Annotated in this window: 10 protein-coding genes and 2 pseudogenes; 9 read left to right on the top strand and 3 right to left on the bottom strand. The window is 52.7% G+C overall.

Annotated elements, in window-relative coordinates; all coding sequences use genetic code 11:
- The coding region (locus tag G6R15_RS22380) for a transposase (protein ID WP_164662287.1) at nucleotides 1-196 on the top strand (196 nt) is incomplete at its 5' end.
- A 415-nt stretch (nucleotides 197-611) separates the two neighbouring features.
- Here G6R15_RS22380 and G6R15_RS22385 read toward each other — a convergent pair.
- Nucleotides 612-1,642: pseudogene (locus tag G6R15_RS22385) on the bottom strand (IS110 family transposase).
- Between the two features lie 676 nt (nucleotides 1,643-2,318).
- On the opposite strand from G6R15_RS22385, the gene G6R15_RS22390 reads away from it, so the two are divergent.
- The 4 genes from G6R15_RS22390 (at nucleotide 2,319) to G6R15_RS22405 (ending at nucleotide 8,096) form a co-directional block, all read left to right on the top strand.
- Nucleotides 2,319-5,327 (top strand): molybdopterin-dependent oxidoreductase, encoded by a 3,009-nt coding sequence (locus tag G6R15_RS22390; protein ID WP_205520634.1) that lies wholly within the window; start codon nucleotides 2,319-2,321, stop codon nucleotides 5,325-5,327.
- On the top strand, nucleotides 5,320-6,168 hold the full coding sequence (locus G6R15_RS22395; RefSeq protein ID WP_164662288.1) for a 4Fe-4S dicluster domain-containing protein: 849 nt from the start codon (nucleotides 5,320-5,322) through the stop codon (nucleotides 6,166-6,168). Before G6R15_RS22390 ends, G6R15_RS22395 begins: the two co-directional genes overlap by 8 nt.
- 102 nt (nucleotides 6,169-6,270) lie before the next feature.
- Nucleotides 6,271-6,795: a TRAP transporter small permease gene (locus G6R15_RS22400; RefSeq protein ID WP_164662289.1), complete on the top strand. Its 525-nt coding sequence runs from the start codon at nucleotides 6,271-6,273 to the stop codon at nucleotides 6,793-6,795.
- Nucleotides 6,795-8,096 (top strand): TRAP transporter large permease, encoded by a 1,302-nt coding sequence (locus G6R15_RS22405; RefSeq protein ID WP_164662290.1) that lies wholly within the window; start codon nucleotides 6,795-6,797, stop codon nucleotides 8,094-8,096. Before G6R15_RS22400 ends, G6R15_RS22405 begins: the two co-directional genes overlap by 1 nt.
- 157 nt (nucleotides 8,097-8,253) lie before the next feature.
- Here the strand turns inward: G6R15_RS22405 and G6R15_RS22410 are convergent.
- A pseudogene (locus G6R15_RS22410) lies at nucleotides 8,254-8,959 on the bottom strand (IS5 family transposase).
- A gap of 192 nt (nucleotides 8,960-9,151) precedes the next feature.
- Nucleotides 9,152-9,970 (bottom strand): IclR family transcriptional regulator C-terminal domain-containing protein, encoded by an 819-nt coding sequence (locus tag G6R15_RS22415; protein WP_164662291.1) that lies wholly within the window; start codon nucleotides 9,968-9,970, stop codon nucleotides 9,152-9,154.
- A 149-nt stretch (nucleotides 9,971-10,119) separates the two neighbouring features.
- Here G6R15_RS22415 and G6R15_RS22420 point away from each other — a divergent pair, with 149 nt between their 5' ends.
- The 4 genes from G6R15_RS22420 to G6R15_RS22435 all read left to right on the top strand — a co-directional run bounded on the left by G6R15_RS22420 (nucleotide 10,120) and on the right by G6R15_RS22435 (nucleotide 14,884).
- Entirely contained in the window at nucleotides 10,120-11,835 is a 1,716-nt protein-coding gene (locus G6R15_RS22420; protein ID WP_164662292.1) for an acetolactate synthase catalytic subunit, read from the top strand.
- Entirely contained in the window at nucleotides 11,832-12,578 is a 747-nt protein-coding gene (locus tag G6R15_RS22425; RefSeq protein ID WP_164662293.1) for an SDR family oxidoreductase, read from the top strand. Before G6R15_RS22420 ends, G6R15_RS22425 begins: the two co-directional genes overlap by 4 nt.
- A gap of 30 nt (nucleotides 12,579-12,608) precedes the next feature.
- The gene (locus G6R15_RS22430) at nucleotides 12,609-12,911 is read left to right on the top strand and encodes an NIPSNAP family protein (RefSeq protein WP_205520636.1); all 303 of its coding nucleotides are present in this window, start codon (nucleotides 12,609-12,611) and stop codon (nucleotides 12,909-12,911) included.
- 278 nt (nucleotides 12,912-13,189) lie between these two features.
- Nucleotides 13,190-14,884, top strand: coding sequence for an AMP-binding protein (locus G6R15_RS22435; RefSeq protein WP_164662295.1), 1,695 nt, complete (start codon nucleotides 13,190-13,192; stop codon nucleotides 14,882-14,884).
- The last annotated feature ends 5 nt before the right edge of the window (nucleotides 14,885-14,889 follow it).

A 14,889-nucleotide genomic window follows, 5' to 3' on the forward strand; every position in this document is an offset into this window, starting at 1 on the left:
CGATTGGTTCAGAGAAGCGTTGAAAGACAAAGGGATACGTGCCTGCATCCCGGGTCGAAAACAACGGAAGAAGCCGATCAAGTACGACAAGCGTCGCTACAAACGGCGCAACCGGATCGAGATCATGTTCGGCAGGCTCAAGAACTGGCGGCGTGTGGCAACCCGATACGACCGCTGTCCCAAGGTCTTCCTCTAAGCCATCGCACTAGCTGCCCTCGTCATCTGCTGGCTGTGAAATTCAATGAGTCCAGACCCTAGGAAGGAAAAACTTTGGACCTGTCGCGGTTTGATGCCGCTGCTGTGATAACATCTACTGCATGTATGGATGTATATGGACCCCGCGTTATTGCAACAGTCTGTTTGGAGCAGGATCGGTGATCACGATTGCTGACGTATATCCGGTTTTTTGAGCGGCCCGATAGATCGTCGCCGCGAGCCCCGATGGATTTCCGCGCGCTTCTCCCTCAATGCCCCCAAGACATCGGCATTGGCCGTGCTGGTCCACACATCAGGTTCGAGAAGCGGTCGGGGTGACCTTTCCTCCATCTCCTGGCAGTTTGCTGCAATATTCCGGGATAAGCTTCCTTGTCTCTGTTGTTTTGTGGCCGAAGTCAGATTGCTGATGTCGCCTGAACAGGGCGATATTCTTCTCCACGAGATAAGATCGACCAGATGATTCTAGCGTTCTTGTTTGCGAGTGCGACAGCGACTACATTCGGATGTCGCCGCTCGCGCATCCGGCCAATCCACTGACTTCGTGGATCGGTCTTCCCACCTGCTTTACCAAGAACAGCTCGGGCACCATGAATAATCAGCGTACGCAGGTATCGATCACCGCGCTTACTGATGCCAAACAGCCTGGTCTTCCCGCCGCTCGATCGTTGTTTTGGAACCAACCCCAACCAAGCGGCAAACTGGCGACGATTCCTGAAGCATGTTCTGTCACCAACCGCCGCGACCAGTGCTGTTGCCGTGATCGGCCCAATGCCTTCGATTTTTCCGATGCGTTGGCACATCTCGTTGGTGCGAAAGAGGTCTCGTATCCGACGGGTGTATGCGGTGACACGCTGATCACGCTCGCTCAGCTCGTCGAAAACGCCACGTACCAGATCCCGGAACATATCAGAGAGGCCATCATCAGCCCCATTCGCAATCTGGCCACTGGCGCGCCGAAAACGAGAGATGTCTCGGGCGATGACGACACTATGCTCGGCCAGTAGCCCGGGGATCTGGTTCACTAGCCGGGTTCGATCTGACACCAGTCGCTGGCGGATCCGATGAATAGCTTGGATTTCCAACTGTTCCGTTGATTTTGGCGGTACGAAGCGCATAGATGGCCGCCTGATCGCTTCACAGATCGCTTCTGCATCGTTGCGATCATTCTTGTTCGATTTGACATATGGCGTCACGAACTGGGGTGAGATTAAGCGAACCTCATGCCCGAGGTCGGATAACACCTTTGCCCAGTAATGCGCGCCGCTGAAGGCTTCCATCCGACAACACAAGCAGGCATCTCGGCAAAGAATTGCGGGACCGCATCCCGACGTAGCGTTTTTCGCAGTACGGTATTGTGCTGCGCATCCACACCGTGAACTTCAAAAACGTATTTCGCCAAGTCCCGTTCTATCCGAACGATCTGCATGATACTTCTCCTTTCGCATAATTGACATTTGAAAGCTCGCCCCTGGGAGGGGCGGGGTCCATACCATTGCCCCCATTGGTGCAAGAGGTTTCTGAACGGTTTGAGTGTGTGATCGGATGCGGTCATGTATCAGGCCCGTCGTTGCGGCGATTGATACAGCCGCGGGCCGGTATGGCGAAGCGCGAACCAAAGACAGATCAACAAATCGAGCTCATTGACTCCTGCAGTAAAACTGTTTTGTCTGGTCCGGACCTTTCCGATCATTATCCCTTACTGTCCTTCGATCTCCTCACACACTCAAGTCCCGAGTGTTGATGTACGTTGCGTTGCGCTTATGCCGGTGCCCTACTCCATGTGCAGCGCTAATCATATCAAGCGCATAGGCCGAACTTCGGTTGTGAGGCGCCGCCGCAGACTGGACGCCTTCGTCCATTGTACAGGGATACAGGCAGGCTTGTGTGTGAAACGGGGGGGTATTGGCCTCGGTCCGTAGGTTGCTTTTTGGCGGGATCGGACTGTAAGGCGTTGTCAGATCAAGCAAATTATCCGTTCGCCTAGTGAACTTACGTTGGCAATCTCTTTCAAGTTCTGGAGAAATATGGGAGCTAAAATCAAACGCCCCAACGACGTTTTTCACCTCAACCTATGATTCCAACTCTTCCAGTGGAGCCTCAACTTGCAAATTCTCTCCTCAGTGCTGTTTTCGGTTGGCGCCATCCTCAGAGTTGCGCCGAAATTGGACAGATCACTTTCACAGTGGGTATCGACCGGAGGAGAATATTCAGCGGTCATCCGGACCAAAAGCGAAGGTATCGGCCGTACATTCTACGTGGCTAACGGCAAGATTCGCTCCAAGGCTGGTATCGACCCAAAAGCAGACATCGACCTTGCATTCTTGACCGTGAAAGATGCTCTTTCATCAATTCTACCTCCTGTTGATTGGCTCGAACGGCTTCACGCCGGAAAGAACTTTAAGTTTGTGGCATCAGGAGAAGACGAGAAAATATATCACTTCATGCAAATTCTGGCCGGTCTCAATCGCATAGGTTGGAAATTTGGTATGAAGCAACCAGATGGAACGCAGAGATACACCACGATGACGAACGGCGGCCCGTTGTTTGTCTTTGCCAAAGACGGCAAAATTGTCCGTACTACACCCATCAGCCTTACCGAAAAAGACCCCAAATCTTGGTCAATTAACGCGCGCGGAAAGGTCTTTACGCCGCCGCGCAAGGCGACCGTATCTCCGCATGCCCTGCAATGGCGTTCAATCGTTTATTCGAAGGATCGCAACCTGTATCCAATGAAGCGCAAAGACTTCGATCCTAACGGAGAACGCAATCCGCAGAACCGTGGGATCTCAGGATATGAACGGATCTCGTGGGACGAAGCCGAAACTATTGTTGCTAACGAAATTGAGCGGGTTAAGCGCGAGCACGGTGCCAGCGCCATTACATTCAATCACCCGTCACATCACACATGGGGAAACTTGGGCTATTGGATCAGTAGCCTAAATCGCTTTGCAAACGCCATCGGTCACACAAAAGTCAGCCACAACCCTGACAGTTGGGAGGGCTGGTACTGGGGAGCGATGCATCACTGGGGTAACTCGCTGCGCCTTGGGGTTGGGGAACCCTACGGAACCGTCGAGGATCTGCTTCAGGAAGCGGAAATGCTTGTTCTCTGGTCCAGTGACCCCGAAGCAACCTCGGGGTTATACGGCGGGTCGGAAGGAACAATCCGGCGCATGTGGCTGAAGGAACTAGGTATTCCGATTGTGCACATCGACCCATATTTCAATCATACTGCAGCTTTCATGGGTGGAACGTGGATAGCGCCCAAGCCAGGGACGGACACGGCTCTGGCGCTTGCAATCGCCTATGTGTGGCTACAAGAAGGGCTTTATGACAAATCCTTTGTAACCAAACGCACCCATGGCTTTGAAGCTTGGAGCAAGTATATCTTGGGTGACGAAGATGGCGTCAAGAAGACCCCGGAATGGCAAGAAGAAATTACTGGCGTCTCCGCCGCAGAAGTTCGTACTTTGGCCCGGCTTTGGGGCAAACGAAAAACGTATCTGGGAGCTGGTGGTAGCGGCAACGCATTTGGTGGGGCATGCCGAGGTCCGACCGGGCACAGTTGGGCCAGATCAATGGTTTGCCTGATGGCCATGCAGGGCATCGGTCGACCGGGTGTGAACTTCGGGAACCTTCAGTGGAGCACGCCTGTCGACCACCATTTTTGGTTTCCAGGCTATGCCGAGGGCGGAATATCGGGAGATTTGGCCAACACAGGCTCTCCCGTGAACGTCTATCAAAGGATGCCCCATCTTCTTTCGATGAACTCGGTCGCGGCACCGCCGATCCCCCGCCTGAGATTGCCGGAAGCGATCCAGGGTGAACCAGTTTCGGGCCAAACGCGCGATCCACGTTCAATCGAGGCGCAATTCAATGCGCCGCGCTATCCAGGGAAAGGTCATTCGCCAGTCCGCATGATGTATAAGTACGGAAGTAGCAACTTCAGCACGATGCCACAAAGTAATCGCTACGCCGATATGTACCGTTCGGAGAATCTAGAATTTGTCGTTAACCAGAGCATCTGGAACGAACAGGATTGTCATTTCGCAGATGTGATCCTGCCAGCCTGCACAAGCATGGAGCGGTGGGATATTGGAGAATGGGCAAATGCGAACGGCTTCATTCCGCACAACCACACGCAGGTAAACCATAGGGTGATTGCAGTGCAGCACAAATGCATCGAGCCTTTGGGTGAAAGCCGGTCTGACTACAACATCTTTCTGTCTATTGCGAAACGCCTGGGCCTTGGAATGTATTTTTCCGAAGGCATGAGCGAATTGGACTGGGTGCAGCGCATTTTCGAGTCGTCTGACCTTGCAAAAGAAATTTCCTTCAAGAAGTTGCTCAAACAAGGTTATTACGTTGTCCCGAACCCCCCAGAATCTGAACGCACGACAGTGGCCAATCGCTGGTACTACGAAGGGCGGGAAAAGGATGTCCCAGAAACAATGCCCCTGCCTTCAGAGTACCGGGGCAAGTATCTGAAAGGCTTGCAAACCCCGAGTGGCCTTTTCGAATTCGAAGCGCAGACGCTAAAGCGGTATGACAAGGACGACCCAGAGCGCCCTCCAATCGTAAAATATGTAGAATCTCCTGAATCGACAAATACCGAACGCGCGGAGTCCTTCCCGCTTCAACTTTTGACGCCTCACCCCCGCTTCAGCTTCCACACACAAGGGGATGGTAAGGACGGGTTCTTGAACGATCTGGAAGACCACAGAGTCTGTGTGGATGGTCGTTTCTATCTGATTTTGCGTATGAATGCACAGGATGCATCGGCGCGCGGCATTCGCAAGGACGACTTGGTGAGAATCCACAACGATCGTGGCGCCGTTATCTGTGCTGCCCAGCCGACCGGGCGTTTGCGCCCAGGCATAGTACACGGCTATGAATCATCGGCCCGCTATGAGCCGACAGGGGAACCAGGGAAAAGCGACGATATCGGCGGCTCTCTGAATACGCTGACATCTGGAAAATCGCAGATCAAGCAGGGTCATTCTATGGGTTCCAGCAACAGCCTTGTGCAAGTGGAACTGCTCAGCGCCGAGGAATACAAGGCGCTGTTTTCTGACAGATCCGCCGCGAAGGAGTTCAATAAGAATGTCTGATAAGTGGGTTACGATTTTCGATATCGATAAATGCACGGGCTGCTGCAATTGTGTGCTAGCGACGATGGATGAGCACGTCAACAATCCGCACGAAGGCTACAGTACCGGCATTGAGCTGCACGGCGAACAAATACTCGACATAACTTGTGTTGAACGCGGCTCCTATCCCGTGATTGACGTGAACTACGTTCTGCGTACATGTCAGCACTGCGTCGATGCGCCCTGCGCGCAGAAAGCGCCAGATGTCATTGAGGTGCGGTCGGACGGGATCGTACGCATACGGCCAGAAAAGGCCAAGGGCCGGCGAGATGTTGTCGAGGCTTGTCCGTTTGGCGCCGTCGCTTGGAACAGCGAACTGGACATGCCGCAGATATGGACGATGGACGTGCATCTTCTGGAACAGGGTTGGACCGAAAGCCGGGCCAGTCAGGCTTGCCCCACCGGGGCGCTTCAGACACGAAGGGTGGATGTTGCGGAACTGGAAGATATGAGAAGATCCGGTGACTATCGGTCAATTGATTCAGATATCTCAATCAACACCAATGTTCTCTACCGAAACTCTCATTCTCTTGAACCACTGTGCTTAAGCGGGCGCGTCGTTCATACGGTAAACGCCGAGCAGGAGTGTCTTGCTGGCGTGTCTGTTTCGCTGGTATCCGGCTCTGACAATACCGTTCTTGACGTTGCTCGCACTGATGATTTCGGGATCTTCCGATTTGAAGGTCTGGTGGAGGCAGAAGGGTCAGCTAGGCTCGTTATAGAAGTGAGTGAAAAAAGACGCGTAGAGTTTGAAACATCAATCGGCCCAAACAAGTTCGTCGGGGTCATATCCGCGGACTGAGACATATTTGTGGGTTTTTGCATCTGTTGGAGGAGCCTAGATAGGCTCTAGCCCACCAACGCTTGCCTAGCTTCAGACAGCAATCTTACTCGGGAGGAAGTCTTGTTCACGCTAGCTAAAATTTCGCGGTTGACCGCACGAATTGTAGGCCTCTTAGGTGCGATCGTGATCGTCGCTATGATGCTTCACATCACCGCTGACGTCATTGCGCGGTACGCCTTAGGATCTCCGTTGTCCGGAACTCTCGAAATAGTATCGCGATACTACATGGTGGCGATCGCCTTTTTGCCGTTGGCCTGGGTCGAACACCGAAACCAAATGATAAGTGTCTCGGCATTTGACTCCCTTTTGTCTCGGCGCGTAGTCCAAATCCGAGACGTTGTCGTTGCATTGATTTCATTTGGAGCATTTGGCCTTTTGGCCTGGGCAACATGGGGCAATGCGCGCGAGGCGATTGAGCGGAAAGCATTTGTTTTGGCGCTTGGCGAACGCATACCCGTCTGGCCGACCTATCTGCTGCTTCCAGTTGGATTTGGTCTGGTCGCAATTATCGTACTGATCCGCGTTGTTTCTATCATTGGAACGGACAGTACTGCTGAAGAAATCGAGCTGGGAGTGGGAAAATAATGTCAGTAGCAACCGGCTTTGTCGGCATTTTTGTTTTGTTGGGACTCTTGATAATACGTGTACCGATTGCGATCGCATTGATCCTCGTTGCATTTTTTGGTGTGACTTCCATGATCGGCCCGGACGCCGCCGTGAGCTTGTTAGCCGCCGGACCATATGATTTTGCTGCCAGTTGGACTCTCAGCGCTGTTCCGATGTTCTTGTTGATGGGTTTCATCGCTTACCATTCTGGGATGACATCCGGATTGTTCACTGCGGCCAATGTCTTCCTGCGCCGAATCCCAGGGGGGCTTGCGCTGTCGTCAATTCTTGCATGCTCAGGTTTCGCCTCGGTTTGCGGCTCTTCAGTCGCCTGTGCCGCCGCGATGGGGCGCATCGCTATCCCCGAGATGATAAAGGCCGGCTATAGGCCGGGGTTCGCATGCGGCACCGTCGCTGCTGGTGGCACAATTGGCGCACTCATTCCTCCTTCCATTCTTATGATTGTTTACGGGGTCTTCGCGCAAGCATCCGTCACAAAGATTTTTCTTGGCGGTGTGGTAGTTGGCGCTATGACTGCAATTAGTTACGCAATTGTAGTTTTCTTGGTTGCAGCGTTCTCGCCAGCGACCATCCCTCGTCAATCACAACAGGTCGCTTACTCGGCCGACGAATATGCAGATGCGATTCGCGCGGTTTGGCCTGTTTTCGTTCTGGTGATTGTGACGTTTGGCGGCCTGTTTCTTGGCATCTTCACCGCAACCGAAGCCGGTGCGGTGGGTGCCACCACTGCCACCCTTCTCGCCCTAATCACTGGTAAACTAACACGGAATGCGGTGAATTCCGCGCTTGTCGAAACAATGAGCACGACGGCAAGTCTTTTCGTTATCGCCATCGGGGCTTCATTGTTCACGCGCTTCTTGGGGCTCAGCGGCTTCTCGAGCTATTTGACGTCATTTGTGACTGGGCAAGATCTTTCAATTGCGGTTGTATTGCTTGCTATCATTCTGATCTATCTAGCCTTGGGTATGTTCATGGAGCCGTTTGGTGCAATGCTGGTAACCCTCCCGGTGTTCCTCCCTGTGATCGAGTCCCACGGCGTATCCTTGATCTGGTTCGGCGTTCTGGTTGTAAAGCTTCTCGAAATCGGAATGATAACGCCACCAATGGGCATGAACATCTTTGTGATCAAAGCTATCTCCTCCAGAGATATTTCCCTCGGTCGGATTTTTAAGGGTGCGGGTTTCTATTTGCTGGCAGATATAGCTCTCATTGCCATTATTTGTGCATTTCCCTCCGTAGTGCTCATTCTAACAAATTGAGGTGCTCCCGGATTTGTAGACACTGTTTTGGTAATTTGGTCGGTTGCAGACCGCGCAACCGAAAAGGCGGCTGTCTGGGCGGCTAGGACACCTCAAACTCCGTTGAATAGGGATGCGATTGCCAAGCGATCTTCTTGTTGCATGCTAGGCTCAGGACTCATAACCAATAGATGACGGTTGCAGCGAGTGCGAAGAGGAGAACTGTGGACACCTGACGTATCGGGTTGCGACGCGCCGCCAGTCTTTCAGTCTGCCGAATACGATCTCGATGCGGCTTCGCCCCCTCTATCTACGTTTGTCGTACTTCACCGGATTCTTGCGCTGTTTTCGACCCGGGATGCAGGGACGTATTCCTTTGTCTTTCAACGCTTCTCTGAACCAGTCAGCATTGTAACCTCGATCCCCGAGCAGCCAAACGACATCCGCTAGCCTGCTCAGTTAGGCCCGTGCGCCGACGTAGTCGCTGACCTGTCCGGCGGTGACGAATAGGTTCAGCGGACTACCTTGGCTGTCGCAGATTTCATGCAGCTTCGTGTTCATCCCACCCTTGGTGCGTCCGATCAGACGATCACGCTCCCTTTTTTTGCGATCATGACAGTCTTCTCTTCGCCGTGATCTGCCGCCAGCCCGACCATCATCTGCGCGAAGATACCCTTTTCACTCCAGCGCTTCCAAGGGTTGTACAACGTCTGGTGTCGGCCGTACTCCTTGGGAGCATCACGTCAGCTTAAGCCATTGCGATTGTTAAAAATAATCCCGCTCATGACTCGTCGATCTTCAACGCGAGGCTTGCCGTGGGACTTCGGGAATTAGGACTCAAGACGCGCCATTTGCGCGTCCGTTAGCCGGAAAAGATCAGACATGTTCACCGATCGCTTTTCGAACCGTGAATCACGCCAATCAACAAAAATCAATGGGTCCTGACCCTAGCGCCATTACATTAGGTGAGAAGGTAGCCCATCAGCACGTGTCTGAAACAAAGATTCTGTGGCGTTACCGAGATGCATTATGGAGTGCGATGACGCTCCGCCGTACCCCGGATATGTTGCAAAATGCTAAGCTTCAAACATGCGGAGGGACTGTTCTGATATCGCAGAAGCTGTTTCAAACGCTAGCTCAATTTCACGCACAGCTTTTTGCAGAGGTTCAAAGAATTTTTCTTCAGCCTTCGCCGGATTGAACGCTGCGCGGAACACCACCACGTTCACTGCACCTGCTACTTTTTGACCCCGATAGACTGGAAGCGCTATAGCGCAGATCCGAGGCGTTGCCTCTTCAATCGAAAGCGCATATCCACGTTTCTCGAAATCGTTCACAATATGATTGAGTAGACCGGGTTGGTTAGCGTCGCTCCAGTTTTGGCCGCCATATTCTTCAACCTCAGCCAACAATCGACCGCGCTCATCCTCGTTCATACCAGCGAAAATGGCTTTCCCGAGCGCCGTGCGAAAAATCGGTCTGGTTTCGCCAACAACATTCCGAAAGAAAGTCATTGTTGTATGGTGGTGACTTGAATCCACGATCGTGAGTTGCCCGCCGGATACCGTACCGTAATCGCTAGGCCAGTAGATATGCTTGGTCAATCTTGCGAGCGCTGGCGACACGAGTAGAGACTCGTCGTCTTCGACTAAGATGCTTCTGCTGATGTAGCGAATCTTCTTAGACAAGAAAAAACGCCCGTCTTGCTCGCGTCGAACTACGTAGCCGCAATTTACAAGCGAAACGAGCAGCCGATAGATAGTGCTTCTGTCAATGCTGGTTGCATTTGCCATATCTGTAGGCGTCATCCATCCGGATTCGCCCATGGCATCCAACAGGGCCAGAGCCCGATTAACCGCCCTGACTTCTTTCACCGGTTGAAATTTTTTTGTCATACTTTGTGATCCGGAAAAGTGGCTTTTTCACAATACCTCGTTCACCTAGCAAACGCAAGAAGCTCAACTGTTGGAAGCCCTTAGCCCGATTGTTACCAATGAGCTGAACTAACTCCGTCATGCGTTGAAAAAGCTAGGTATTTGTCGAAATGAAGAAAACCACAGTAGCAGACACTCTAGCTGCGGCAATGAAGCGCCATGGCGTCGAAGTTGTTTTTGGCCAAAGCATTCCATCTGCCTTCGTGTTAGCGTTGCCACAATTTGGCATCCAACAGATCGGTTATCGCACCGAAAACGCTGGAGGCGTGATGGCCGATGGCTATGCACGAACCTCAGGCAAGGTCGGCGTTGTTTGCGCCCAGAACGGGCCTGCGGCGACGTTACTTGTCGCGCCAATGGCCGAAGCACTTAAGGCTTCAGTGCCTATGGTAGCGATTGTTCAGGACGTGCCTGACAACATGGTCGATAAGAACTCCTTTCAGGAATTTGACCATCTAGCACTTTTCCACGGTTGCACAAAATGGGCGCGGCGCGTGGACCGGGCTGACCGGTTGGACGATTATGTCGATATGGCGTTCACGGCGGCCACCAGTGGGCGCCCAGGCCCTGTAGCTCTGATCGTGCCAATGGATGTTCTTCGCCAAGAAGGTGTTCCTAACTCGAGTAGAAAAGCCAATCTGGGGTCGTTTCCACTGGACAGGATGGTCGCCGACCCTACGCGTGTAAGTGAGGCTGCCAATCTGCTCTCGGATGCGCATAGACCAATCATTATCGCAGGCGGCGGCGTTCATCTGTCAGGGGCGCACAATGAGCTTCTGGATTTCGCCGAAAAGGCATGCATACCGGTTGCGTCAACGAATATGGGTAAAGGCGCAATTGCTGAAAATCATCCGCTGGCGCTTGGCGTATTCACCAGCAATCTTCAGTCAGGCAATCGCGCTGGCGAGCTCAAGGATTACCTGACCGACGCCGATGTCGTATTGTTAATCGGAACACGGACGAACCAGAACGGCACCGACAGCTGGAAAACCTATCCAACTGGCGCAAAGTTCATTCACATAGATATTGATCCGCAGGAAATCGGTCGCAATTACGAAGCCCTTCGCCTCGTAGGAGATGCCAAAACCACGCTGTCAGCTCTGACGGAAGCATATACATTCGCGCCAAAGTCGGACCTCAAAATCATCGGCGAACGCACCAAGGGTGCTGCTGAGAAGGTTGCGCGATACGTCAAAGAGGTTGGTGCAGGATCGAACGGACGATTGCGTCCAGAATTCGTGATGGATCAACTCGCCACGCTGATCGGTCCGCAGGACATAGTTGCAGCGGATGCGAGCTACTCATCTAACTGGATCACCACCTATCTAGACGCGCAGCGTGGTGGACAACGCTTTCTTGTCCCACGCGGACTTGCTGGGCTTGGTTGGGGTATGCCTATGGCGATGGGGGCAAAAATTGCTCACCCGGATGCCCGCGTGGTTGCTCTGGTAGGTGACGGCGGCTTTGGGCATTGCTGGCAAGAGCTTGAAACTGCGCGCCGCATTGGATTGCCGCTGACGGTTATCGTTTTGAACAATAGTATCCTCGGGTTTCAATATCATGCCGAGAACATTCACTATGGTTTCCATAGCAACTCGGTTGACTTTGCCGAAGTTGATCACGCAGCCATAGCCCGAGCCTGCGGTTGCAGGGGGGTGCGCGTTTCCGAAGCGAAAGAGGTATTGTCGGCTCTTACCGATGCGTTTGCTTCTGACACGGCTACTTTGATCGAAGTCATGACTGATCCGGATGCATTTCCTCCGATTAGCCTGTTTGATGGCCCAAGCAAGGAACGCATCACTAATCTACAGACGGTGACAACATGAGCAAGCTTGCGTGGGTGACAGGAGGATCAAGCGGGATCGGTTTCGCGATCGCGGAACGTTTGATGCGTGACGATTGGAAAGTAGCAATCAGCGGGCGCGATCGAGTACGGTTGGACGCCGCTGTGGAGAAACTGGGCGACAACGCGATCCCTCTGCAGCTTGACGTTACCGACGCAAAGGCGATGAAGTATGCGGTCGAAAGGCTGACTTCAGAGCATGGCACCGTAAACACGCTGGTGGCTAACGCGGGTATGAACGTCGGAAAACGTGCATGGGGCGAAGTTTCAAACACTGATTTCGAAGGAATCGTATCGGCAAACCTTGTTGGTGTTTTTTCTTCCATCGATGCCGTTCTTGACGGGATGCGAGCAAAGAAAAATGGGCGGATAGTTGTCTTGTCATCCTTCGCTGGATGGCACATTACGCCACAGCCTGGGCCCGCATATTCAAGCTCAAAAATGGCGGTACGTGGTCTTGTCGACAGCCTGAATATGTCCGAATTACGTAACGGAATCGTGGCAACGTCACTATGCCCTGGCGAAGTCGCAACGCCGGCCATGGAGCGGCGCGTGCCACCACCGTCGCCTGAAACCTTAGCGCGAATGTTGCAGCCCGAAGATATTGCTTCTGCGGTTCACTATATTTTGAGTCAACCCGAGCGGGTGGCGATTAATGAGATGGTTATCTCACCTTCATGGAACAACGCCTACAATCGTGTCCCTGGGCCAAGCCCAGACAGCTAATAGCAAAGAAAAATCGCAATGATATATGAAATGCGCACCTACACAGCCAAACCCGGCGCTTTGCGGTCCTGGCTCAGTGTTTATGAAGAAACAAGATTGCCTATCTTGAAACAGCATCTGGGACGTCTCGTGGCCGCGTTTATCCCGGACACAGGCAATATCAATCAGCTCGTTCAGATTTGGGAGTACGAAAATGCAGAGGATCGAGAGCAGCGTCGTGCGGCACTTTGGGCTGATCCTGCGTGGACTGATCCAAAAAGCAACACTGCGGAAGCATTGGTTCATCAAGAAAGCGTCCTGCTAAAACCAACAAGCTTTTCGCCGCTGAAATAGCTTTCGGGGTCGATAGTCAAAGCTTCCGCGACTGAGGAAAAGTGGCTTCCCTGCACTTGTTAGACAGTCCAAGGCGCAACCATGGGGTCGAGTCATGTACTGCATCTTTAGACCTACTTAGGTCGATTCTGACACAGTGCTGCATCAGCGATACCCACCCTTTCGAACCAGCGCTGATGTGTAGATTTGGTTACCGCCGACGAACATCATGCGGCGAGGTCTATGCACACAAACACTAAGAATTTTAACAAAGCGGCAAGACCCTGGAGGGGTAACAAATGACTGAAAACACGGCACACTCATCTATTAGCGTTGGCCCAAAGCGCATAGCGAAACGAGTGTTTTCGGACAAGCTATACGATGGATTGGCGCGTTCTGCCCACCGTTTTCCCGACAAGCCAGCACTGATATTCTATGGAGCCCGTCTATCGTTCGGGGCGTTACACGATCAAGTCAATTCACTTGCTGGTTATCTCCAGAATCACTGCCAAGTAACGCCCGGGACGCGGGTTTTGCTCCAATTGCAGAGTTCGCCGCAATTCGTGATTGCCTACTATGCTGTTTTGCGGGCGCAAGGTGTTGTCGTACCGATCAACCCGATGAACAAAACTGAAGAAGTTCGACACGTGGCCGACGACTGCGACGCCAAGACTATCATTCTAGAGCAGTCGACACTGGACCAAGTTGCGCCTCTGCTCGACGACGGCACACTCAAAACTGGTGTTGTCGCCACCTACAGCGACGCGTTGTCGATAGATAAAGAGAATCCCGTTCCAGATTTCCTGAATGCTCCACGCAAGTCGCTGGAGAGACAAGATTGTATTGAATGGGCCTATGTCTTGGAAAAGGGGCTGCTCCCAAATTTCTATGCAGCTCACCCCGATGACTTGGCTGTACTACCCTACACTTCCGGATCAACGGGGCTACCGAAAGGATGTCGCCATACGCATGCAACAACGATTCAAGCGATGGAAAGTGTTGCAGGATGGTTTGAGCACGACAGTGAAGATGTGTTTCTCGCGGTGGCTCCGTTCTTCCATGTCACCGGAATGCAGACCTCGATGAATGTGCCGATCGGCCTTGGTTCGACAACCGTGATCTTGCCACGCTGGGACACCCGTGTCGTGGCCAACCTCATTCAGAAACACAAGATTAGCGTGTGGCCCGCCATTCCCACGATGGCGGTGGATTTATTGGCGCTACCGGACATCGATAACTTTGATCTTTCGTCCATTAAAAGCATGTTCGGCGGCGGTGTTGCGATGCCGGAGGCGGTTGCGGCGCGATTGCACAAGCAATATGGAATAAGCTTTCTCGAAGGCTTCGGAATGACAGAGGCCATGGCCCCGATTACAGGAAATCCGATTGAAAACCCTAAAAGGTCGAGCGCAGGGCTCCCAGTTCATGAAACACAGCTTCGAATTCTTGCTTTAGATGGGCCTGAAACTCTTAAACTGGGTGAAGTTGGCGAAATTGCAGTGTCGGCTCCCCAACTTTTCAAAGGATATTGGGGCAATGCCGGAGCCGATGAAGAGTTCTTTTATATAGATGGAGAAAAGTTCTTCCGCACCGGCGATCTTGGGCGGTTGAATGAAGACGGGTTTCTATTTGTGGTCGACCGTCTAAAACGTATGATTAACACGGCCGGCTATAAAGTCTGGCCAGCCGAAGTTGAGGCCATATTGTTCTCACACCCAGGCATTCAGGAGGTTTGTGTCATTGCTGCTCCCAGTGACCGTAGCGGTGAAATCGTAAAAGCTCTGGTGGTTCCGCGGCCGGATGCGAAATCGCCCTCTTTGGCGACAGATATCGTCGCATGGGCGCGGGAAAACATGTCTGCCTACAAGGTCCCCCGAATAGTCGAGATCGTCGACACGTTGCCCCGTTCGGCATCGGGCAAGGTGGATTGGCGCCAAATTCAGGAGCAAGAACTAAGCTCCGTCTCTGATCACCACACGCTCTCACCCAAGTAACGTTA

The organism is Tropicibacter sp. Alg240-R139, assembly GCF_900537075.1.
In the GTDB taxonomy this organism is placed as follows: domain Bacteria; phylum Pseudomonadota; class Alphaproteobacteria; order Rhodobacterales; family Rhodobacteraceae; genus Falsiruegeria.

Excerpts from the sequence above, each read along its gene's own strand:
- G6R15_RS22395 (WP_164662288.1), top strand. The coding sequence starts at position 5,320 with ATGTCTGATAAGTGGGTTACGATTTTCGATATCGATAAATGCACGGGC.
- G6R15_RS22405 (WP_164662290.1), top strand. The coding sequence starts at position 6,795 with ATGTCAGTAGCAACCGGCTTTGTCGGCATTTTTGTTTTGTTGGGACTC.
- G6R15_RS22415 (WP_164662291.1), bottom strand. The coding sequence starts at position 9,970 with ATGACAAAAAAATTTCAACCGGTGAAAGAAGTCAGGGCGGTTAATCGG.
- G6R15_RS22420 (WP_164662292.1), top strand. The coding sequence starts at position 10,120 with ATGAAGAAAACCACAGTAGCAGACACTCTAGCTGCGGCAATGAAGCGC.
- G6R15_RS22425 (WP_164662293.1), top strand. The coding sequence starts at position 11,832 with ATGAGCAAGCTTGCGTGGGTGACAGGAGGATCAAGCGGGATCGGTTTC.
- G6R15_RS22430 (WP_205520636.1), top strand. The coding sequence starts at position 12,609 with ATGCGCACCTACACAGCCAAACCCGGCGCTTTGCGGTCCTGGCTCAGT.
- G6R15_RS22435 (WP_164662295.1), top strand. The coding sequence starts at position 13,190 with ATGACTGAAAACACGGCACACTCATCTATTAGCGTTGGCCCAAAGCGC.